Annotated in this window: 19 protein-coding genes; 10 read left to right on the top strand and 9 right to left on the bottom strand. The window is 65.4% G+C overall.

All coding sequences use genetic code 11. From position 1 onward, the window contains the following. Positions 1-189 precede the first annotated feature (189 nt). Positions 190-1467, bottom strand: a complete 1278-nt coding sequence (locus tag XH90_RS26960; RefSeq protein ID WP_194477326.1) for a flavin-dependent oxidoreductase — start codon at positions 1465-1467, stop codon at positions 190-192. 128 nt (positions 1468-1595) lie between these two features. Here XH90_RS26960 and XH90_RS26955 point away from each other — a divergent pair, with 128 nt between their 5' ends. Continuing rightward, the gene (locus tag XH90_RS26955) at positions 1596-2216 is read left to right on the top strand and encodes a glutathione S-transferase family protein (RefSeq protein ID WP_194477325.1); all 621 of its coding nucleotides are present in this window, start codon (positions 1596-1598) and stop codon (positions 2214-2216) included. 120 nt (positions 2217-2336) lie between these two features. Here XH90_RS26955 and XH90_RS26950 read toward each other — a convergent pair whose 3' ends face one another. Beyond that, positions 2337-3251 (bottom strand): LysR family transcriptional regulator, encoded by a 915-nt coding sequence (locus tag XH90_RS26950; RefSeq protein ID WP_194477324.1) that lies wholly within the window; start codon positions 3249-3251, stop codon positions 2337-2339. A gap of 91 nt (positions 3252-3342) precedes the next feature. On the opposite strand from XH90_RS26950, the gene XH90_RS26945 reads away from it, so the two are divergent. The 3 genes from XH90_RS26945 to XH90_RS26935 all read left to right on the top strand — a co-directional run bounded on the left by XH90_RS26945 (position 3343) and on the right by XH90_RS26935 (position 7022). Then, positions 3343-3789, top strand: a complete 447-nt coding sequence (locus tag XH90_RS26945; RefSeq protein WP_194477323.1) for a nuclear transport factor 2 family protein — start codon at positions 3343-3345, stop codon at positions 3787-3789. Positions 3790-3897: 108 nt separating this feature from the next. Further along, on the top strand, positions 3898-4482 hold the full coding sequence (locus tag XH90_RS26940) for a biliverdin-producing heme oxygenase (RefSeq protein ID WP_194477322.1): 585 nt from the start codon (positions 3898-3900) through the stop codon (positions 4480-4482). Then, complete coding sequence (locus XH90_RS26935; protein ID WP_194477321.1) at positions 4479-7022, top strand: HWE histidine kinase domain-containing protein; 2544 nt, start codon at positions 4479-4481, stop codon at positions 7020-7022. The genes XH90_RS26940 and XH90_RS26935 overlap by 4 nt, the downstream gene beginning before the upstream one ends. A 96-nt stretch (positions 7023-7118) precedes the next feature. On the opposite strand, the gene XH90_RS26930 is transcribed toward XH90_RS26935, so the two are convergent. The 3 genes from XH90_RS26930 to XH90_RS26920 form a co-directional block, all read right to left on the bottom strand. Beyond that, entirely contained in the window at positions 7119-7799 is a 681-nt protein-coding gene (locus tag XH90_RS26930; protein WP_194477320.1) for a glutathione S-transferase family protein, read from the bottom strand. 131 nt (positions 7800-7930) lie between these two features. Then, positions 7931-8257 carry a hypothetical protein gene (locus tag XH90_RS26925; protein ID WP_194477319.1) on the bottom strand — a complete coding sequence of 109 codons (327 nt, stop codon included), beginning with the start codon at positions 8255-8257 and terminating at the stop codon, positions 7931-7933. Positions 8258-8383: 126 nt separating this feature from the next. Next, positions 8384-9514 carry a site-specific DNA-methyltransferase gene (locus XH90_RS26920; protein WP_305853142.1) on the bottom strand — a complete coding sequence of 377 codons (1131 nt, stop codon included), beginning with the start codon at positions 9512-9514 and terminating at the stop codon, positions 8384-8386. 405 nt (positions 9515-9919) lie between these two features. On the opposite strand from XH90_RS26920, the gene XH90_RS26915 reads away from it, so the two are divergent. Continuing rightward, the gene (locus XH90_RS26915) at positions 9920-10861 is read left to right on the top strand and encodes a neutral zinc metallopeptidase (protein ID WP_194477317.1); all 942 of its coding nucleotides are present in this window, start codon (positions 9920-9922) and stop codon (positions 10859-10861) included. A 162-nt stretch (positions 10862-11023) separates the two neighbouring features. Continuing rightward, positions 11024-11587, top strand: coding sequence for a molybdenum cofactor biosynthesis protein B (moaB, locus tag XH90_RS26910; protein WP_194477316.1), 564 nt, complete (start codon positions 11024-11026; stop codon positions 11585-11587). A 187-nt stretch (positions 11588-11774) separates the two neighbouring features. Here the strand turns inward: moaB and XH90_RS26905 are convergent, their stop codons facing one another. Together XH90_RS26905 and XH90_RS26900 are read right to left on the bottom strand one after the other, a co-directional pair. Then, a complete protein-coding gene (locus tag XH90_RS26905) occupies positions 11775-12704 on the bottom strand; it encodes a helix-turn-helix domain-containing GNAT family N-acetyltransferase (RefSeq protein WP_194477315.1) in 930 nt (309 codons plus the stop codon). A 62-nt stretch (positions 12705-12766) separates the two neighbouring features. Beyond that, a complete protein-coding gene (locus XH90_RS26900) occupies positions 12767-13342 on the bottom strand; it encodes a glycosyl transferase (protein ID WP_194477314.1) in 576 nt (191 codons plus the stop codon). A 333-nt stretch (positions 13343-13675) separates the two neighbouring features. Here XH90_RS26900 and XH90_RS26895 point away from each other — a divergent pair, with 333 nt between their 5' ends. Next, positions 13676-14515, top strand: a complete 840-nt coding sequence (locus tag XH90_RS26895; protein WP_194477313.1) for an RMD1 family protein — start codon at positions 13676-13678, stop codon at positions 14513-14515. 357 nt (positions 14516-14872) lie between these two features. Here XH90_RS26895 and XH90_RS26890 read toward each other — a convergent pair whose 3' ends face one another. Next, on the bottom strand, positions 14873-17260 hold the full coding sequence (locus XH90_RS26890) for a phosphoketolase (protein WP_194477312.1): 2388 nt from the start codon (positions 17258-17260) through the stop codon (positions 14873-14875). 210 nt (positions 17261-17470) lie between these two features. Between XH90_RS26890 and XH90_RS26885 the strand changes: the two genes are divergently transcribed. The 3 genes from XH90_RS26885 to XH90_RS26875 all read left to right on the top strand — a co-directional run bounded on the left by XH90_RS26885 (position 17471) and on the right by XH90_RS26875 (position 21128). Next, complete coding sequence (locus tag XH90_RS26885) at positions 17471-18646, top strand: PA0069 family radical SAM protein (RefSeq protein WP_194477311.1); 1176 nt, start codon at positions 17471-17473, stop codon at positions 18644-18646. Between the two features lie 88 nt (positions 18647-18734). Next, positions 18735-19520, top strand: a complete 786-nt coding sequence (locus XH90_RS26880) for a ribonuclease HII (RefSeq protein ID WP_194477310.1) — start codon at positions 18735-18737, stop codon at positions 19518-19520. 99 nt (positions 19521-19619) lie between these two features. Beyond that, on the top strand, positions 19620-21128 hold the full coding sequence (locus XH90_RS26875) for a glycosyltransferase family 39 protein (protein WP_194477309.1): 1509 nt from the start codon (positions 19620-19622) through the stop codon (positions 21126-21128). 13 nt (positions 21129-21141) lie between these two features. Here the strand turns inward: XH90_RS26875 and XH90_RS26870 are convergent, their stop codons facing one another. Continuing rightward, a complete protein-coding gene (locus XH90_RS26870) occupies positions 21142-21948 on the bottom strand; it encodes a uracil-DNA glycosylase family protein (protein ID WP_194477308.1) in 807 nt (268 codons plus the stop codon). Between the last annotated feature and the right edge of the window lie 81 nt (positions 21949-22029).

The raw sequence follows: 22029 nt of genomic DNA, 5'->3' as shown, positions 1-22029 counted from the left end.
TCTTCCTTCCCCCCTTGTGGGGGAAGGTGGCGCGAAGCGCCGGATGAGGGGTATGTCTCCGCGAATTCAATCGCGAGAAGTGAACGCGCGGAGAGATACCCCTCACCCGAGTGAGTCTGTGTCTACCTGCGTCGCTGCCCTCTCCCACAAGGGGCGAGGGCGCGTTGACGTGCATCGTGCTCGGAAACCTCACACCCTCGCGCGGGCGTCCGTGCTCACGATCGGCGGCTTGGCGTTCAGCGCCTCGACCTGGAAGCCCGCGACGCGCTTGTAGTTCGCGGCGATGTCTTCCAGCTCCTTTTGCGACAGCACGTCGGTGACGACCTTGTAGCCGTCAGGCGCGCGCTCCTCGACGAGCTGCATCACCTGCTCGGGGCCATTCTTGCGGTTGAGCAGCACGAGGTCGGTGGTCGCAGGCCTTCGCTCGGCTTCATACGCGAGCAATGCTTCCGTCGTCGGGCCGTGCGCCAAAATCTCGCGCGTGATGGTGCGGGCGTCGAGGATAGCCTGCGAGGCGCCGTTGGAGCCGATCGGATACATCGGATGTGCGGCATCGCCCATCAGCGTCACCTTGCCGAAGGTCCATTGCGAGACCGGATCGCGATCGACCAGTGGATATTCGTAGGCGTGCGGACAGTTCCTGATCAGGCCGGGCACGTCGAGCCAGTCGAACTGCCAGCTCTCGAACCAGGGCAAGAACTCCTCCAGCCGCGCGGTGCGGTTATAGTCCTCGCGCCGCCACTGATAGGTCGGCGGCATGTGGCGCTCGGCGACCCAGTTGATCAGGTGGTTGCCTGATGCGTCCGGTTCCTTCGAGATCGGGTAGCAGACGAATTTCAAGATCTCGTGCCCGGCCATGATCATTGTGCGGCCGGTGAGGAAGGCCTTGGCCGGCGTCACGCCGCGCCAGAGGATGCGACCGTTCCAGATCGGCGGGCCTTCATTGGGATAGAGCTTTTCTCGCGCGGCGGAATGGATGCCGTCGGCGGCGACCATGATCGCGCCTTCGTAAGTCCCGGCGGCCTTGCCGGTCGATTTGTCGATGAAGTCGGCGCGCACGCCGCTGGCCGTCTCGGTCCAGCCCGTCAGATGATGGCTGGTCAGGATGTTGTCGCGGCCGAGCCGCTCGACCGCGGTGTCGAGCAGGAGCTGCTGGAGCGTGCCGCGATGGATCGAGAACTGCGGCCATTTGTAGCCGGCTTCCAACCCGCGCGGCTCGCTCCAGATCGGCTTGCCGTGCTTGGAGAAGTACGCGAGCTCACGGGTGCGCACGCCGCTGGCATCGAGCTTGTCCAGCAGCCCGAGCTCGATCAGCTCGCGCACCGCATGCGGCAGCACGTTGATGCCGACGCCGAGCGGCTTCAGTTCCGCGACGCTCTCGAACACTTTCACGGGGACGCCGATTCCGTGCAGGCTGAGCGCAAGCGTCAGCCCGCCGATGCCGCCGCCGGCGATGAGTACCGTCATGACAAGACCCCTCCACTTGCAGGCGTCTTGGCACAGGCGGGCGGCCGTGGGCAACTGCGAAGAGGATTTCGTGCTATAGACCTGGCCACGGACAGCCGTTAATTTCCAGCTTTCCCATGAGGTTCGACATGCTCAAGCTCTACTACGCCACCGGCACCTGCGCGCTCGCCACCTACATCAGCCTGGAAGAGGCAGGCGCCGACTACACGGCTGAACGGCTGAGCTTCAAGGACAATCAGCAGAACAGCCCGGCCTATCTCGCGATCAATCCGAAGGGCCGCGTCCCGGCCCTGGTAACCGACCGCGGCGTCCTCACCGAGACGCCGGCGATGCTGGCCTATATCGCGCAAACCTTCCCGAAGGCGAAACTCGCGCCGCTCGACGATCCCTTCGACTTCGCCCAGGTACAGTCGTTCAACTCCTATCTCTGCTCGACCGTGCACATCAACCATGCCCACAAGATGCGCGGCGCCCGCTGGGCCACGCAGGAGAGTTCGTTCGCCGACATGAAGGCAATGGTGCCGAAGACCATGGGCGCCTGCTTCTCCCTGCTCGAACAGAAGATGTTCAGGGGACCTTGGGTGATGGGCGATCAATTCACGGTCTGCGATCCCTATCTCTACACGCTCTCGACCTGGCTCGAGGGCGACAGCGTCGACATCAACGCCACGCCGAAGATTGCCGACCATTTCAAGCGCATGTCCGATCGCTCCGCCGTGCGCAAGGTGATGGACGCGCAGAAGGCGTGAGACGATCTTGTAGGGTGGGTTAGCGAAGCGTAACCCACCTCTTCAATTTCCGCAGAAGACAGAAGTGGCGGGTTACGCCCAGTGGACCGCGCTTTGCGCGGCTCGCAGGTCTATCCCACCCTACCAAGGCTTCTTCTCCATCTCCCGCCCGGTCTCCAGCATCAGTCGCCGCAGCCAGATCGAGCCCGGATCCATCTGCGCCCGGGTCGGATAGAACTGGAATTGCTCGTCGATCCCGGGATCGAGCGGCGGCGTCACCGTGACGAGGCCGAGATGCTTCGACAGCGCCGCGATCAGCCGGCGTGGCACGAAGGCGACGAGGTCGGTGCGGGCGGCCACGTGCAGGGCTTCGAGATAGCCCGACACCACCAGCGAAATGTGCCGCTCGATGCCCTTGGTGCGCAGCCATGTGTCGATGAGATCCTCAGCATTGCCGCGGATGACCACGCCGACATGCCGCGCGGCGAGGAACGCCTCGCGCCGCTTCAGCCTGGCGCCCATGGGATGGCCACGCCGCACCGCCAGCGCGTCGCTGTCGGTGTAGAGCAGCTGGCGGTGAAATCCCTTGAAGGCGTTGCCGATCGAGATCACGAGGTCGATGGTGCGGGCGAATTCGGCGTGGAAGATCGCAGGTCCCCGCCAAGGCACGACGTCGATGCGGACGTTGGGCGCAAGGCGCGTCACCTTCCCCATCAAGGGCGGCATCAGCAGCTCGACGGCGAGATCTGGCATCATCAGCCGGAACGCGCGCTCACTGCGCGCGGCGTCGAACTCCTCGGGCACGAACAGCCCGCGCACCTGGTCGAGCGCCTGCGCCAGCGGCGCGCGCAACGCCTGCGCCCGCGGTGTCAGCTCCATCCGCGCGCCGGTGCGCACCAGCAGCGGGTCGCCGAAGATGTCGCGCAGGCGTTGCAGCGCATGGCTCGTCGCCGGCTGCGACAGCCCGATGCGCAGGGCGGCGCGGCTGACATTGGCCTCGCGCAGCAGCGCGTCGAGTGCGGTCAACAGATTGAGATCGAGCGAATTCAAATTCATGAGGTGAATAGTTATCATATTCCCTATCGATTTGAAGAATTGTCTTGGGACGGCGATGTTCTCCGTGTTGCCACCAAACGGAGATGCCGCCATGAGCGCGAGCGCCAACAAGAAACTGATGCAGGATATTTTCGCCGCTGCCGCCAGCCCCGATCAGGCGGTGCGGGATCGCGCCTTGTTCACGGCAAGCCTTGCCGACGATGCCCGATGGATCGTGACCGGGCAGTATTCCTGGTCGCGCACCTTCGCCGGGAAGGACGCGATCCTCAACGATCTGCACGGCTATGTGCGCACCCGCCTGCGCGATCGGACGCGCACGATCGCCGAGCGCTTCATCGCCGATGGCGACATCGTCGTCGTCGAGGCCAAGGGCGACAACGTCACGCCTGAAGGCGTGCGTTACGACAACGACTATTGCCTCGTGTTCCGGTTCGAGAACGGCAAGATCAAGGAGATCAGGGAGTATTGCGACTCCGTTCTGACCGAGAAGGCGCTCGGGCCTTTCCCGCAATCGGCCCGGCCGGCCGCGGCGCGCTAGAAACTGCCGCCCGGAGAGGCTGGAACCAGGCGGGAACCTTTTTCTCCCGCCTGCGTTCGTTCGTTTCCGGGGCAATCGCGCGCCGGCTTCGCGCGCGTTGGGAATTTCATGCTGGCTGGGGCTTCGGACGTTTCGATACAGGTGGGCCGCAGCTGTCCCGGACTCCACGAACGATTGAGAGATGCGACCGCGACTGCACATCGGGAACTCGACGCTCAGATGTCCGCGTTCGATCTCACCGTCTTCTCCGGCTATCGTCGTTTCCTTCAGGCCAGCGCGGGCGCGCTGCTGCCGCTCGAAGCGGCGCTGGTGGACGCCGGCGTCGCCAGGATGTTTCCGGACTGGCCGGAGCGTACACGCAGCGCTGCAATCGGGGCCGACCTCGATCAGCTCGGCCGGGAGGCGCAGGCCACCGTGTCAGTGTCGCCACTGACTCCCGGCGGGATCGTTGGCACGATGTACGTGCTGGAGGGCTCCCGCCTCGGCGCCAGGTTTCTGCTGAAGACGATCGCGGATGCGGCCGATCCGCGCATCGGCGAGGCCACGGCCTATCTAAGGCATGGGGCCGGAAAGCGCTTGTGGCAGAGCTTTCTGTCAAAGCTCGCCAGTGACGTGGGCTGTGACGAGGACGAGGTCATCGAAGCGGCGCGCAGAGCGTTTGCCGCGTTCGAGCGGGCGGCGGATCGCGCATGAACGAGGCGGTCAATCTCACCAATTGCGATCGCGAGCCGATCCACATCCCAGGCAATGTGCAGCCGTTCGGCTTCCTGCTGACGCTGCTGTCGGACTTCACGATCTGCATGGCGTCGGACAACGCCGGCAGCTTCCTCGGCGGCGACGTCGCCGACCTCCTGCAGCGGCCGCTTGCCGGGGTCTTCTCTGCTGGCGCGATCGAGACCATCCGCAACCGCGTCGACCAGCTCGGCGGGCCTGATGCGACCGAGCGCGTGTTCGGCGTCGAGATCCAGGCGGGCCGGCCGCTCTACGATCTCTCGATCCATTTTTCCGGCGCCTATCTCGTGATCGAGGCCGAGCCCAGCGTGATCGAAGCGGGCGTCAATTCCGGCGAGCTGGTGCGGCTGATGCTCGATCGCATCCGCAAGACCCGCGGCATGACCGAGCTCGCCCGCGAGGCGGCGCGCCAGCTGAAGGTTCTGACCGGCTTCGACCGCGTCATGGTCTACCAGTTTCACCCCGATGGATCGGGCGAGGTGATTGCGGAGGCTGCGGAAGCGGGCCTGGAAAAGTTTCTGGGCCTGCACTATCCGGCCTCCGACATCCCCAGGCAGGCGCGCATCCTCTACCAGCGCAACTGGCTGCGCATCATCGCCGACATCGACGCCAGGCCGGCCGCGCTGCTGTCGACGGCTACGCACAATGCGGGGCTGCTCGATCTGTCCATGAGCGTGCTGCGCTCGGTGTCGCCGATCCATATCGAATACTTGCGCAACATGGGCGTCGCCGCCTCGATGTCGGTGTCGATCCTGCGCGACGGCAAGCTGTGGGGGCTGTTCGCCTGCCACCATTATTCGTCGCGCTACATCTCGTTCGAGAAGCGTACGGCCTCCGAATTGTTCGGGCAGATGTTTTCCTGGATCGTGGAGGGGCGGGAGCGCGAAGGCGACGTCGCCTATGAAGCCGGCGCCCAGAAGATTCAGGAGCGGTTGATCGAAACCGCCGGCACGCACGAGCACAGCCGGCGCGCGATCGTCGATTTCGTCGGCGATTACCGCCGGATGATCGCCTGCGACGGTGTCGCGATCTGGTCGGACAACAGGATCACGCTCGACGGCGACACGCCGACCGAGGGCGAGGTGAAAGAGCTCGTCGCCTTCATCAACCGGACTTCGCCGGGACGAATCTGCGCCAGTGCGGAGATTGCCAAGCTCTATGCGGCCGGCGAGGTGTTTCGCGACCGTGCGGCAGGATTTCTCGCCATTCCGATCTCGCGAACCCCGCGCGACTGCCTGATCTTCTTCCGCCGCGAGGTGCTGCGCTCGGTGACCTGGGGGGGGGCGCCCGAGAAGGTCTACGAGGAGGGCCCGAACGGACCGCGTTTGACGCCGCGCAAGAGCTTCGAGCTCTGGCAGGAGACGGTGGCGGGCCAGTCGAGGCCGTGGTCGGCGGCCGACATCCGCATCGCCGAGAGCCTGCGCGTCACCCTGCTCGAGGTGATCCTGCAATTGTCCGACCTTGCCGCGCGCGAGCGCCGCGGTGCGCAGGAACGGCAGGAGCTGATGATTGCCGAGCTCAATCATCGCGTCCGCAACATATTGAGCCTGGTCCGCGCGCTGGTGGCGCAGAGCAAGGACACTGCCAGAAGCGTCGACGAATTCGCCGGCGTGCTCGGCGGCCGCATCCAGGCGCTGGCGCGTGCCCACGACCAGATCACCAATCTGAACTGGGCGCCGGTGGCGCTGCGCACGCTGCTCGAATCCGAGGCCGGCGCCTATCTCGGCGCGCGCGCCGACCGCGTGAAGATCGTCGGACCCGACGTGGCGCTCGATCCGAAGGCGTTCGCGACGCTGGCGCTGGTCGTGCACGAGATGATGACCAATTCCGCCAAATACGGCGCGCTTGCCGATTCCACCGGCCAGGTCGAGGTGGTGTGGCGCGTCGACCCGAATTCGAGCCTCGAGATCGAGTGGAAGGAGAGCGGCGGCCCGCCGGTGCAGCCGCCGTCGCGCCGTGGCTTCGGCACCACCATCATCGAGCGTTCCGTCCCATTCGATCTCAAGGGCGAAGCCGAGATCCGCTTCGACCTGCTCGGCGTGCAGGCGAGGTTCGTCATCCCGCCGAACTTCGTCGAGCTGGTGCCGTCAATCGCAGGAGCCGCCATGCGCGTAGAGGAACAGCAGCCCGCCCGTCCCCGCATTTCCGACACGGCCCTGATCGTCGAGGACAATCTCATCATCGCCATGGCGGCGGAGGTGATCCTGCTCGATCTCGGGGCGCGTCATGTCGACACGGCGGCGAGCGTCGACCAGGCGCTGCGCGCGATCGAGCGCACGCGGCCGAGCTTCGCCCTGCTCGACCTCAATCTCGGCAATGAGAGCAGCATCAAGGTGGCCTTGAGGCTGAAGGAGATCGGCGTGCCCTTCATCTTCGCCACCGGCTACGGCGAGCGCGCGCCGATCCCGGTCGATCTGGCTTCCGCACCCGTGGTGCAGAAGCCCTACACGCTGGAAGTGGTCGAGAACGCGCTCGGCAAATTGCAGCAGGCGACGGCCTGACGAGCCGCACTATCGGGAAGATCACCGGCAATCCACCCTGTCTGAAAGCAAGAGGCCACGCGCACGCGCGTGGCCTCGCAGTCGAATACAGCCTGATCAGGCCACTTTCGTCGTCATGTGCTTGAACATGTTGGCGCGCGCCTCGTCGTCCATCTCGGCCTTGAAGGTGAACTTGTCCTTCAGGGCGATCGCGCGGCTCGCCGCAGGCCGCGCCGAGATCTCGTCGATCAGCCGCTTCACATTCGGATAGCGCGCAAAGGCGTCGTCGCCGAGCTTGAATGGCACCATCCGCGCCCAGCCCCACAGCGCCATGTCGACGATCGAGTAGGCGTCGCCGACCATGTAGCGGCGGCCGGCGAGATGGGCGTCGAGGATCTTGTAGTGCCGATCGGTCTCGTACTGGTAGCGGTTATGGGCGTAGTCGTGGTTCTGGTCCTTCGGCGCGAAATGCTTGAAATGGACGGCCTGGCCCGAATACGGCCCGACCCCGGTCGCCACGAACATGAGCCAGGACAGCAGCTCGGCGCGGTTGGCGGGCAGGAACTTGCCGGTCTTTTCGGCGAGATAGAGCAGGATGGCGTTGCTGTCGAACACGATGGTGCCGCCATCGTCGATCGCCGGCACCTTGGCGTTCGGATTGATCTTGAGATAATCGGGCGCGAACTGCTCGCCTTTGCGTGTGTCGACCTTGATCGGCTCGAAAGGCAGGCCGGCCTCTTCCAGGAAGAGCGCGACCTTGGTCGGGTTCGGCGATCCGTTGAAATAGAATTTGAGCATCTGGCGTCTCCCCGGCCTTGGTGGCCAACAGCGGACGCAGCATCATTGCCGCGCGGCGGTCTCTCTTGCCTGAACGTCGTCCGTGAGAGCAACCGGCGAGTTTGCCGGGCGGTATCTGCGCGGGGCGCAGATCAGCCGGCGTAACAAAGGCCGATCGCCGCCGTAACGATCATGGCCGCACCCACGGCCTCCAGCCGCAGTCCGAGCTTTACGGCGAGATGCATGTCGGAGGCCTGCGCCGCGCGCTCTGATCTCCGCGCATAGCCGTTGACGATGACGTCGTGATTGAAATTGTCGCGGGCCTCGTTGCTGCTGGCAAGCCCGACGCAGATCACCAGCACGCCGAAGATGGCGAGGCCGAAAAAGCCGAGCAGCGCGATCAGGAACATCGGAAACATGCCGACCAGGAAGATCGGCAGCAGCGGCACCAGCAGCAATGTCTCGGACTGTCGTCGCATGGGAGCCAACCGGTCGGTGGCGGGACAGATCGGACGAATCTAGTGCTGATGGCCGCGGCTTTCAACCACCGCCGTCATTGCGCTGGCGCGAAGCGCGAGCCCCGGAATGACGATAGGGAGCGGAAACTATTCCGCCGCCATGCCGGCGCGGATCTCCGCGCGGAGCTCGTCGATCAGCTTGAGACCCTTCTTGGTCTCGACGTGCCAGAAGGTCCAGCCGTTGCAGGCCTGCGCGCCTTGCGCCACCGCGCCCATGCGATGGATCGAGCCGACCTTGTCGCCGAACATGATGGCGCCGTCGGCGCGGACCAGTGCGCCGAGCTTCTTCTTGGCGTCGAACAGCTTCGTGCCGGGCATGATCATGCCGCGCTCGATCAGCTCGGAGAACGCCACGCGCGGGGCCTCGCGCGCGGTCATGAACGGGGCGAGGCTCTCTTCCGGCAGCGGCTCGACCGCGGCGATGCGCGCCTCCGCTGCCTTCGCGTAGGTCTTGTCGCGCTCGAAGCCGATATAGGAGCGGCCGAGACGCTTGGCGACGGCGCCGGTGGTGCCGGTGCCGTTGAAGGGATCGATCACGAGGTCGCCGGGTTTGGACGACGACAGCAGCACGCGCGCGAGCAGGCCTTCCGGTTTCTGCGTCGGGTGCACCTTCTTGCCGTCGGCGCCCTTGAGACGCTCTTCGCCTGTGCAGAGCGGGATCAGCCAGTCGGAGCGCGCCTGCACGTCCTCGTTGGCCGCTTTCAGCGCTTCGTAATTGAAGGTATAGCCCCTGGCCTTCTCGTCGCGCGCGGCCCAGATCATGGTCTCGTGCGCGTTGGTGAAGCGGCGGCCGCGGAAATTCGGCATCGGGTTGGTCTTGCGCCAGACGATGTCGTTCAGGAGCCAGAAGCCGAGGTCCTGCATGATCGCGCCGACGCGGAAGATGTTGTGATAGGAGCCGATCACCCAGATCGTCGCCGACGGCTTCATCGCGCGGCGCGCGGCCAGCAGCCAGGCGCGGGTGAAATCGTCATAGGCGGAGAACGAATCGAACTTGTCCCAGTCGTCGTCGACGGCATCGACATGGGATTCGTCGGGGCGCTTTAGATCGCCCTTGAGCTGGAGATTGTAGGGTGGATCTGCGAACACCAGATCGACCGAACCCGCCTGAAGCTTCGACATCTCGGCGACGCAATCGCCGAGGATGATGCTGTGCGAGGCAGACTCGAAATTTGTGCGGGGCGCCTTTGCAGACGCCCCGCGACGCGACACTACCATGACTCAAGAACTCTGACTCAGGCGACGCTGTCGGCGACGCGGGACCAAACAACCGACTGACCGTTACAATGAAGCGGCAAAGTAAAAATCGACTTAACCCGCCGCTTTCGCGAGCAGGCCGGCGACCGGGTTGTGTGAGCCGATGCCTGCGCGCATTTGCCGTGTTTTGCAGTGTCTTTCGCCTTTCCCCGCGTCGGGGCGGCGTTGCGGCGGTCAAATTTCTCTCGGAAAAAAATGCATGGCCCTCGGAAAAAATTGCTGATGCGACGATGCCGTCGCACTAGGCAATTTTTGCCGGCCACGATATTGATAAAGGCAACGGAAATTTTACGTATGTGGCGCGTTGAGCTCCAGCGGTTTTCGCGCCGCCCAATTGACGCCATCAAGACCCGAGGGAAGCCTGCCATGCGCTACGATGATTTCCGCCGCAGCGACGACATCGAGGATCGTCGCGACGATGGCGGCGGAGGGCTAGGCGGCGGCGGAGGCGGGTTCGGCCTGCCGATGGGCGGCGGCGGCCTCGGCATCGGAACCATCATCGTGCTCGGCCTGGTCGGCTATGCCTTCGGCATCGATCCGCGCATCCTGATCGGCGGCGCGGAGATCCTCACCGGCGGCGGCCAGGCGCCGAGCTACCAGAGCGACCGTCCGTCGTCGCAGGCCAAGCGCGGCGCGCCGACCGACGAGATGGGCAGCATGATCTCCGGCATCCTTGGCGAAATCGACGATCGCTGGAGCGAGATCTTCCAGGCCAGCGGCCAGTCCTACACCGGCCCGAAGGTCGTGCTGTTCCGCAACGCCACCAATGGCGGCCGCTGCGGCCGGGCCGAGTCGGCGATGGGGCCGTTCTACTGTCCGCCGGACCGCACCATCTTCCTCGACACCGCGTTCTTCCGCGAGGTCGAGACGCGCTTCCGCGGCTGCTCCGGCAAGTCTGCGTGCAACTTCACGTCGGCCTATATCATCGCCCATGAGGCCGGCCATCACATCCAGAATTTGCTCGGCATCATTCCGAAGGTGACGCGGCTGCAGCAGCAGGCCGGCAGCAAGGCCGAGGCCAATGCGCTTCAGGTCAAGGTCGAGTTGCAGGCCGACTGTCTGTCCGGCGTCTGGGTCAATCGCGAGGCGAAGAAGCGTCCGAACTTCCTCGAGGCCGGCGACATCGACGCCGCCCTGACCACCGCGAGCGCGATCGGCGACGATACGCTGCAGCGTCAGGCCACCGGGCGCGTCGTGCCAGACTCCTTCACCCACGGCTCGGCCGCGCAGCGCAAGCAGTGGTTCATGACCGGCTACCAGCAGGGCTCGCTGCAAGCCTGTAATACGTTCGGCGGCGGCGGGCCGTAGCGCAGGTCTCGTGCCCCGGACGCAGCGCAGCGCTTCCTAGCGGTGCGCTGCAGAGCCGGGGCCCACAATGCCGGTCGCGCCTGGTTTGTTAGGAATGGGTCCCGGCTCTGCGATGCAACGCTGACGCGCTGCGCTGCGTCCGGGACACGAGAGGGAGCACCAATGGCCTCGATCGACGAATCCAAGCAATTCATCCCGCTCAACATCGCGGTACTCACCGTCTCCGACACGCGTGCGCTCGCGGATGACAAATCCGGCCAGACCCTCGTCGACCGCCTCACCGCGGCGGGGCACCATCTCGCCGCGCGCGAGATCGTCACCGATGACGTCGAGGCGATCCGCGCCGTCATCCGTCGCTGGGTTGCGGATGCCGGCGTCGATGTCGTTATCACCACCGGGGGCACGGGCTTCACGGGGCGCGACGTCACGCCCGAGGCGATCGAGCCGCTGTTCGAGAAGCGCATGGACGGCTTCTCCATCGCCTTCCACATGCTGAGCCACGCCAAGATCGGCACCTCGACGATCCAGAGCCGCGCCACCGCGGGCGTCGCTGGTGCGACCTATATCTTCTGCCTGCCGGGTTCACCCGGCGCCTGCCGCGATGGCTGGGACGGCATCCTGGCGGCGCAACTCGACTACCGCACGCGCCCCTGCAATTTCGTCGAGATCATGCCGCGGCTCGACGAGCATCTGCGCCGGCCGAAAGCGCAGGGCGCGACGGTGTGACCTTCTGCCTTCTCCCCTTGTGGGAGAAGGTGGCGCGAAGCGCCGGATGAGGGGTATCTATCGGCACGGAATGCGTGAGACATACCCCTCACCCAAGTGAGTTTGTGTCGACCTTCATTGCGGCCCTCTCCCGCAAGGGGAGAGGGCGCAGCAATGTGCATCGCTCCTGAATCCTCGCACCGCGCGGCTACAGATCCATCTCCCAGGTCTCGCCAACCAGATCGTGCCCGAAACTGTGATGCGGCTTGGTTGCGACCAACTCGAATCCTGCGCTCTTGTAGATGCCGCGTGCGGCGACCAGGATGCTCTGTGTCCACAGCGTCATCCTCTTGTAGCCGCGCTCGCGCGCGCCCTGCATGCATTGCTCGACCAGCGCGCGGCCGACACCGAGGCCGCGAGCTTTCTTCTCCACCTGCAACAGGCGGAGTTTGGCGAGCTCGTCCGAGGCCTTGACCAGAAAGATCGAGCCGACCGGCTCGCCACCGACTTCCGCGATCCAGCAATGCTCGCGTGCGGCGTCGTAGTTCTTGATGAACTGTGCGCAGATCTCGGCGACCAGCGCCTCATAGCTGATATCCCAGCCGTAGTCCGCGGCATAGGCGGCCCCCTGCTTGGAGATGACCCAGCCCATGTCACCGACGCGATGGCTGCGCAGCACGACGGGTGCGGGCTGGCTTCGATGCGGCTCCAGCACGGTCTCGATGGTCGCCATCGCCTGCGTGAGCCGCGCTGCATCGCCGGCCGGAAGCTGGGCCAGCATCGCGGCAACCTCGTTTTGCGAGCTGAGGTTCAGCTTGGCGAAGCTCTGGCGGCCCTTGGCGGTGAGGCTGAGCTGGTATTGTCTGCGATCCGCGGGCAGGGGCCGTCGCGTGATCAGCCCCTTTTTGTCGAAGCTCTGGACGATGCGGCTGAGATAGCCGGGATCGAGACCCAGCTCGTTGCCGATCTCCTTCGCTGAAACGTCGTCGCGATGCGCCAGCTCGTAGATGACGCGGGCCTCGCTGAGCGAGAACGGGCTCTTGCCCAGGTGCTGGTCGAGCACGCCGAGCTTGCGGGTATAAAAGCGGTTGAAGGCGCGAACCGCTGATATCTGGTCGTCGGTACGGTCGATGGACATGGGGCACCTCAATAATTGCCATTGTCAAACAATTATTTGACTATGGCAAGTATCAGGTGGACTCATCCGACCATGACGATCCGGCTGCGCAGCAGCGTCCGGGAGGAGCGGCCGAGCCGCCTGAGCAGGCGCGCCTCGGAACGGCGGGCCTGGGGCGGATAGCCCCCGATCCGGTCGTAATGGTCACGCGCGATCAAGAGCCCCTGGTCGCCGAGCGGGCCGACCAGCTTGCGGGCCAGGGACCACAGGATATCGCGGAATCCGGTATCCGCGTAAGGCGAACGGGCGTAGCGGAACACCGCCGCACGATCCCGGCCGCTGGCCGCGACGGCCTGGATGAACTGGGTGGTCTCATCGATCCAGCCGGTGTCCAGCACCGCGCCGGCGGGAAGGAACATCAGCCAGGGCGAACGGGCCTGGAGCGCGCCGGCGGCGAGCGCCGCGCCCTGCGAAGAGCCTTCGTAGCCGATGAAGCGGCAGCCGGCGACGTCGGCAACGCGCTCGATGACGCCGTTGCGGGTGCCGTCGACCAGCAGGACTTCCCGGATGATCCCCGCCGCGGCACCGGGTACCAGCGCGGCGAGAGTTGCGACCGCCGTCTGTTCGACGCCTTCGGTCGGTATGATGACGCTCAGCATGGTTGAGGCTTCGATGTCCGCACTTCGAAAGAAGCGTACCTCGTTATGATCCTGTCATAAACACGCAGCGCTGCCGAGCGCAACTTTTCGGCGGCACTTCGGCGTGCGATGGTAAATCGCCGTCCCTCCGTCGCAGCCGAATATGTCGCGCGCAGGGTGGTGGCGTTACCGAATGTTTCGGTGAATCTCGATGTCGTGAGCTTCAAACTGCGCCTTGCCCCGCCGATATCGCCGGGGTGAGGACGGCACCTTCCGCAAGGTACACCGGCAGTCTGACATGGATCTTGCGGCAGGGAAAAACGCGCAACCGCCGATGCGCCGAGCGAGACGAGTATGAACGCCGATCAGTTTCCCATGAGTGTGACGCCTGCTTCGCAGAAGCCGGACGCCGCGACGACCTTGCGGATCCGCGCCGTGATGCTCGGTGAACGCATCAATCCGTCGGGGCTGGAGATCGGTCCGTCGATCTCCTCGACGCCCGCCGCCTTTCGCGTCCATGCCGGCCTCGCCGTGATCTTCCGCTACGGCGTCGCCGTGTTGATCGGCCTCCTTCCATCGGAGGAGAAGGTGCTGCTCGACGGCCTGAAGTCCCGCGTGACCGGCGAGCTCAGCCCCATCGAGGAGGAAACCGCGCAGGCGCAGCTCTGCAAGGACGAAAACGCGGAGGCGATCCAGCCGGGCGGGCCGATCTGCCTCGCGAAATTTTCCGACGAACGGCTGCTGCTGATCGCCGACGCTCTCGCCAAGAGCACGTCACTGGCGCGCGACGAGCGGCGTGTCGCTGCGGTCTTCGATGTCATCGAGCCCTTCGCGCGGGAGCTCGCCGAAAAAGGCCGGACCTCGCGGAAGCGCAGGAGCATCCTGCAGCTGATCGGCAACGCGCTGCTGGTCCAGCAACGGGTCGCCGGCCGTGTCGCGGTCGCCGAGAAGCCCGACGCGCTCTGGGAGAAGCCGCAGCTCGACCGCCTCTATGCGCGCCTGGAGGACGAATACGAGCTGAAGGAGCGTCTCGATACGCTCGAGCGCAAGCTCACGGTCATCGCGGAGACGGCGGATGCGCTGACCGACATCATCGACACCCAGCGCTCGCTCCGGCTCGAAATCGCGGTGGTGGTGCTGATCGTGATCGAGGTCGCGATCGGATGTTTCCAGATCTTTGCGGGGATTCACTAGTTGCGAGCTGTTGCGCAGCCGAGCGCGAGGTGCGCGTTGATGTGCCCTCGCCCCTTGTGGGAGAGGGCAGCACTGCTGGGAGATACGAACTCACTTGGGTGAGCGGTATGTCTCCGCATACTCGTGTGCACATGTGAACGCGGACAGAACCCCACATCCGGCGCTTCGCCTCCCTCTGCTTTTCGAAAGCGTCTCGCCCGACGGGCTCCTGGCCGCCAGCCGCGGCTTCGCCTCGTGCTCGTCGAGCCGTCCCTTGCAGAGCAGGGCAGGCGCTCTGCCCTTAATATCGCACACGCCGAACTTGATGCTCGACGAGCCCGCGTTGAAGGCGAGCACTGCATCGGAGGCCGGCATGCGTCATGCCGCCTTTCCCGGCCAGACCCAGTCGCGGATGACAGGCATGTCCTCACCATGCTCGCATACGTAACGCGAATGCTCGATCAGCGCGTCGCGGAACTGCTGCTTTACCAGCGCGGCTCTTGTCGCAAGATTGGGTACGCGCTCGATCGCCTCGATCGCGAGGTGGTAGCGGTCGAGCCCGTTGAGCACGACCATGTCGAACGGTGTCGTGGTGGTGCCCTCCTCGGCAAAGCCCCGCACATGCAGGCCGGCATGGTTGGTCCGGCTATAGGTGAGCCGGTGGATCAGGTAGGGATAGCCGTGATAGGCGAAGATCACCGGCTTGTCGCGCGTGAACAGGCTGTCGAAGTCGCGGTCGCTGAGGCCGTGCGGATGCTGCTCTTTCGGTTGCAGCGTCATGAGGTCGACGACGTTGACGACGCGAATCCTGAGGTCCGGCAGCGCCTTGCGCAGCAGGTCGACGGCCGCAAGCGTCTCCAGCGTGGGAACATCGCCGGCGCAGGCCATCACCACGTCGGGCTCGCCGTCGGCATCCTCGTTGCCGGCCCAGGTCCAGATGCCGATGCCGGCATCGCAATGCATCGCCGCCTCCTGCATCGAGAGCCATTGCGGCGCCGGCTGCTTGCCGGCGACGATGACGTTGATGCGGTCAAAGGTGCGCAGGCAGTGATCGGCGATCCACAGCAGCGTGTTGGCGTCGGGCGGGAAATAGATGCGGACGATGTCGGCCTTCTTGTTGGCGACGAGATCGACGAAGCCCGGGTCCTGATGGCTGAAGCCGTTATGGTCCTGCCGCCAGACATGCGAGGTCAGCAGATAATTGAGCGAGGCGATCGGACGCCGCCATGGCAGATGCCGTGTCACCTTCAGCCATTTGGCGTGCTGGTTGAACATGGAATCGACGATGTGGATGAAGGCCTCGTAGCAGGAGAACAAGCCATGCCGTCCAGTGAGCAGATAGCCCTCGAGCCAGCCCTGGCAGAGATGCTCGCTCAGCACCTCCATCACGCGGCCGTCCTGCGCGAGATGAGCGTCATAGGGTTCGATCGGCTCCATCCAGACCCGTTCGGTCGCCTCGAATACGGCATCGAGCCGGTTTGACGCGGTCTCATCAGGACCCATGATGCGGAAGTTGCGCTCCTTCGCGTTGAGACGAATGACGTCGCGCAGGAATCTTCCAAGTTCGCGCGTGGCCTCGCCGGTGACGGTGCCGGGATGCGGTACCTCGACCGCGAAACTGCGGAAGTCGGGAAGCTTCAGCTCCTTCTTCAGCAGGCCGCCATTGGCGTGGGGATTGGTGCCCATGCGCCTGTTGCCTTCGGGCGCCAGCGCCTGAAGCTCCGGAATGAGCGCGCCGCTTCTGTCGAACAGTTTTTCCGGCTCGTAGCTGCGCATCCAGTCTTCGAGAATCTTCAAGTGTGCCGGATTCTCGCGGCAGTTCGCGACGGGCACCTGATGCGCGCGCCAAAAGCCTTCGACCTTTTTGCCGTCGACCTCCTTCGGGCCGGTCCAGCCCTTCGGGCTGCGCAGCACGATCATCGGCCAGCGCGGCCGCGCGACGCTGGTTCGGCCGTCTCGGGCGTGCTGCTGGATCGAGTGGATGCTGGCGACCGCGACGTCGAGCGCATCCGCCATGGCCTGGTGCATCAGCTTCGGATCGTCGCCCTCTACGAACAGCGGCTCGTGGCCGAATCCGCGGAACAGATCGCGGATCTCGCTGTCGGGCATCCGCCCGAGCACGGTCGGATTTGCGATCTTGTAGCCGTTGAGGTGCAGGATCGGCAGCACTGCGCCGTCATGCGCGGGATTGAGGAACTTGTTGGAGTGCCAGGACGCCGCCAGCGGGCCGGTCTCGGCCTCGCCGTCGCCGACGACACAGGTGACGATCAAGTCAGGGTTGTCGAACGCCGCGCCATAGGCGTGCACCAGCGCATAGCCGAGTTCGCCGCCTTCGTGGATCGAGCCAGGTGTCTCCGGCGCCGCGTGGCTCGGGATGCCGCCGGGAAAGGAGAACTGCCTGAACAGTTTCCGCAATCCATCCGCGCTGCGCCCGATGTCAGGATAGATCTCGCTGTAGCTGCCTTCGAGGTAGGTGTTGGCCACCATGCCCGGACCGCCATGACCGGGACCGCAGACATAGAGCACGCTGATATCAAGCGCGCGGATAACGCGGTTGAGGTGCGCATAGATGAAATTCAGTCCCGGCGTCGTGCCCCAATGGCCGAGCAGGCGCGGCTTGATGTGCTCGGGTCGCAAGGGCTCGCGCAGCAGCGGATTGTCCAGGAGATAGATCTGCCCGACGGAGAGGTAGTTCGCCGCGCGCCAGTAGCGATCCAGGAGATCGAGGTCGCTGCTTGCAGCGGACGATTGTCGTTGAAATGTCATGATCCTGCCGACCTTCAGCGCAGATCGTCACCAACCGGGTTCCGGCGAGATCGATCCTTCCGCGGCATCAAACGGGATCGAGATGACCCGGTGTTGCGTGAGGTCAAAAGCCGGCGCGCGAAGTTTGGGCAGGTCTACTGTGCATGGGGTTGTTTTCGCGTTTTCGATTCTTGTTCTTGATTTGTTCCTTTCCCGTGCTATCTTGATGGCATGAGTCCAGCTTCTTCTTCTGCTCTCAAGCACCCGCCGGTCACGGCGCCCTCCGAGCCGGCGGGTGCGCCTTCCGATTTCCCCGCGGATTTTCCGGAACTTGGCGTCGCCATCGACCGCGCGCGCAGGCGAGGGCGGGGCGCGCAATCCAACGCCAGCGGCCGCTTCGAGGCCGAGGCGCGCGTCGCTTTCGATGACGGCTGGCAGAGCCTGGAAGAGCTGCCGCCGTTCAAGACCGTTGTCGGCGTCGACACCTCGCGCAAGGTGATCACCCGCAACGATTCCCCCGACATCGGCTTTGACCGCTCGATCAATCCCTATCGCGGCTGCGAGCACGGCTGCGTCTATTGCTTCGCACGGCCGACGCACGCCTATCTCGGCCTGTCGCCTGGGCTCGACTTCGAGTCGAAGCTGTTCGCCAAGCCCGAGGCGCCTGGTCTGCTCGAGAAGGAACTCGCGGCTTCCGGCTATGAGCCGCGGATGATCGCGATCGGCACCAACACCGATCCCTATCAGCCGATCGAGCGCGAGCGCAAAATCATGCGCGGCATTCTCGAAGTGCTGGAGCGCACCGGCCATCCCGTCGGCATCGTCACCAAGTCCGCGCTGGTGGTGCGCGACATCGACATTCTCGCAGCGATGGCCAGGCGCAATCTCGCCAAGGTCGCGATCTCGGTCACCTCGCTCGACCCGAAGCTCGCACGTACCATGGAGCCGCGCGCCTCGACGCCGCCGAAGCGGCTGGAGGCGCTGAAGCAACTCTCGGAGGCCGGAATCCCCACCACCGTGATGGTGGCGCCCGTGATCCCTGCGCTGAACGATTCCGAGATCGAGCGCATCCTCGACGCGGCCGCGCACGCCGGCGTCAAGGAAGCCTCCTACGTGCTGCTGCGGCTGCCGCTCGAGGTACGCGACCTCTTCCGCGAATGGCTGATGGCGAACTATCCGGACCGCTATCGCCACGTCTTCACCCTGATCCGCGACATGCGCGGCGGCCGCGACTACGATTCGAAATGGGGCGAGCGGATGAAGGGCACGGGACCGATGGCCTGGACCATCGGCCGGCGCTTCGAGATCGCCTGCGACCGGCTCGGTCTCAACAAGCGCCGCTGGAAGCTGACGACGGATCATTTTGCGCGGCCGAAGCAGAACGGCGAGCAGCTCAGCCTGTTCTGAGGCGCGGGCGTGGAGGCCGTCCGAGAATAACGGGAATTGCGCGGGTTCCCGGTTGCGCAGGCGAGGCGGCTTGCGCACGATCCCGGCCATGATTCGGGACAAGTCCGCCAGGAAACCGGCCAAAGCCGTGCCAGAGAAGGCTGCTGCGAAAAAAGCAGCGCCCGCCAAGGCAAGCTTTCGCCGCGAGCGCGCGCTGATCAAGCGCGGCGTCTGGCCGGTCGCGGGCTGCGACGAGGCCGGCCGCGGGCCGCTCGCTGGCCCCGTGGTGGCGGCCGCGGTGATTCTCGACCCTGATCGCATTCCGCGCGGCATCGACGATTCCAAGCGGCTGACCGCCGAAGAGCGTGAAAAGCTGTTCGACAGGATCTGCGCCACCGCGCAGGTCTCGGTCGCCGTCGCCTCGCCGGCGCGAATCGACCGCGACAACATACTGCGCGCCTCGCTGTGGGCGCTGAAGCGCGCGGTGGTCGCCTTGCCCGAGGCGCCCCGCCACGTTTTCGTCGACGGCCGCGACCGGCTCGACACGGCCTGCGACTGCGAAGCCGTGATCGGCGGCGACGGCATCGTACTGTCGATTGCAGCCGCCTCCATCGTCGCCAAGGTGACGCGCGACCGGCTGATGTGCGCGCTGGCGCAGGATTGTCCCGGTTATGGTTTCGAGCAGCACAAGGGCTATGGCGTGCCCGAGCATCTCGACGCGCTCGACCGCCTCGGCCCCACCATCCATCATCGCAGCTTCTTCGCTCCCGTCGTCGCCGCCCGCGCCAAGCACATGCCCTGGACGGTCGAGCCGGTGCGGGATCTGTTCGAGGTCGCCGAGGTCGAGGTGCAGGTGGAGGCCTCGGTTGAAATCGATGCTTCGGCAGGCCTCTAGCGTAGACTGGCGTTGCCACGACGCGTGGCGCCCTTTATCAAAACAGGCGTGAGCGAATAGGGCCGGCTGGACGGGTTGGCTGCATCTTGCGGGCGTTGCATGCGGTTTACCTCCCTGGTCATCGAGCTCATTCGCGCCCGGCCGCGACTGATCGTCTGGATTGCCGTGCTGCTCCAGGCCGCGATGTGGCTGCTGGTGGCGCTGTTGTTCTACCACAGCCCGCCCGGCAGCCTCGCGACCCTGCTGGCCTTCGGCAGGGAATACCAGGTCGGCACTGATCTCGGCCCGCCGCTGTCGATCTGGCTTGCCGATATCGCCTATCGCGTCGCGGGCGGCCACATGTTCGGCGTCTACGTGCTGGCCGAGCTCTGCGAGATCGCGACCTTCATCGCACTCTATCATCTGGCGCGCGCCGTCGTCGGCACCCAGCAGGCGGTGCTCGCCGTGCTCTTGACCATGACGGTGCTGGCCTTCTCCTCGTCGGCGCTCGACTTCGGCCCGCTGGTACTCGCGCGGCCGCTCTGGGCACTGCTGCTGCTGCATTCCTGGCAGATCATCGGCCAGCGCCGCGGCAATGCATGGTTCGCCTGGTCGATCGAAGCGGGCCTCCTGCTCCTCACCACGCCGGCCGCAATCTTCCTGCTCGCGATGCTCGTCATCTTCGCGCTTGCGACCGCAGCCGGCCGCCGAACCTTGCGCGCACTCGATCCGCTGTTCGCACTCGTCGTCGTCGCCGTGCTGGCGCTGCCCTACGCGGTCTGGCTGATGCGTGCCCAAACTCTCCTCCTGCCAGCCCTGCCGCAAGTGGCGGACCTCAGCGCCCGCGCGATCCACGCCGCCTGGCTGCTCGGCGGGCTCGTGCTCGGTGCGATCGCGGTCCCGGTACTGAGCTTCCTCAACGCGCCCCTGTTCGCCGGCAGGGGCGAGGAGGCGCCGATCATTTACCGGCCACCGGTCGAGCCGCTTGCACGCAACTTCGTCTACTTCTTCGCGCTGGCGCCGGCGCTCGGTGCAGTCGTGATTTCCGGCTTGTTCGGGTTCGAGGCCGTCGTCGGCGGCGCCGGCGTCGTGCTGGTCATGTCGGGCCTCGCCATGGTCGTGGTGGCAGGCGATCTCATCGCCATGCGCGGCGCGCGGATGTTGCGCACGGTGTGGGCGGCGGCCGTCGTGGCGCCCGCCGCCGGTGTCGTGCTGGGCGTGCTGTTCATGCCCTGGACCGGCACCGGCGAGATCGCGACCTCGATGCCGGCCCGCGCGATCTCGGATTTCTTCGACGAGAGCTTTGCCCGCCGTACCAATCATCGCCTGCGCGCGGTTGCCGGTGAGACCCAGCTTGCAAGCCTGATCACGCTGCATTCCGGCCGGCCGCACCTCTTCATCGACGCCAATCCTGCGCGCACGCCGTGGATGTCGCAGGCCAAATTCAGCGAGAGCGGCGGCGTCGTGGTCTGGCGTGCCTCCGATACGGCGGGAACCCCGCCGCCCGAAATCCTTGCGCGCTTCCCCGGCATCGTGCCCGAAGTGCCGCGCGCCTTCGAATGGCTGGTGACCGGACGCCAGCAACTCCTGCGCATCGGCTGGGCCATCGTGCGGCCGAAGGGAACGTGAGTACGAGAGCCTGCTAACCCGCCAGGGCCTTTGCGATCGCGCGTAGATCCTGCCAGGCCAAGCGCTTGTATGATGGCGAGCGCAGCAAGTATGCCGGGTGAAACGTCGGCAGCGCGCGGATGGTGCGTTGGCCGGTCTCGTACTCGAACCAGCGCCCGCGCGTGCGCATGATGCCCTCGCGGGTCGAGAGCAGCGTCTGCGTCGAGGGATTGCCGAGCGTCACCAGCACGTCGGGGTTCACCAGCTCGATATGCCGCTGGATGAAGGGCAGGCAGATCTGCGTCTCCTGCGGCGTCGGCGTGCGGTTGCCCGGCGGTCGCCAGGGGATGACGTTTGTGATGTAGACCGTGGTGCGGTTGAGGCCTATGGCACCTATCATCAGATCGAGCAGCTTGCCGCTGCGTCCGACGAAAGGCAGTCCCTCGATGTCCTCGTCGCGGCCCGGCGCCTCGCCGACGAACATGATACGGGCCTGCGGATTGCCATCGGCGAACACCAGCCGCGTCGCGGTATGCTTTAGCGCGCAGCCTTCGAAGTTTTGCATGAGTTCGCGGAGCGCCTCGAGCGTCGGCGCGGTGCGTGCGGCCTCGCGCGCTGAGGCGATCGCGACGTCGGGCGCCGGTGCGGTCTCGCCGCGCATCACGGCGGGCGCAGCAATAGGCCGCGGTGCCTCGAACGGCGACGCCGCGCGCGGGGCCGGCGGCGGGGCGTCTAATTCCGCCAGGCGGTCGATCGGTTCCTCCGCAAGCGCGCAGTCGACACCGGCCTCCAGATAGAAGGCGAGAAGCTCTCGGACGGTGGGTGCGGGCTCGGGGATCATCGGGAAAGTCAGACTATTAGTTCATCTTAGGACGCCTTGCATCCCAGCGGAACGCATTTCCGTGGTTGTCCTACCCGGAAA

It is taken from the genome of Bradyrhizobium sp. CCBAU 53338, assembly GCF_015291665.1.
In the GTDB taxonomy this organism is placed as follows: domain Bacteria; phylum Pseudomonadota; class Alphaproteobacteria; order Rhizobiales; family Xanthobacteraceae; genus Bradyrhizobium.
Note: the sequence above shows the minus strand (reverse complement) of the source record. Positions and strands in the feature narration are given on the sequence as shown.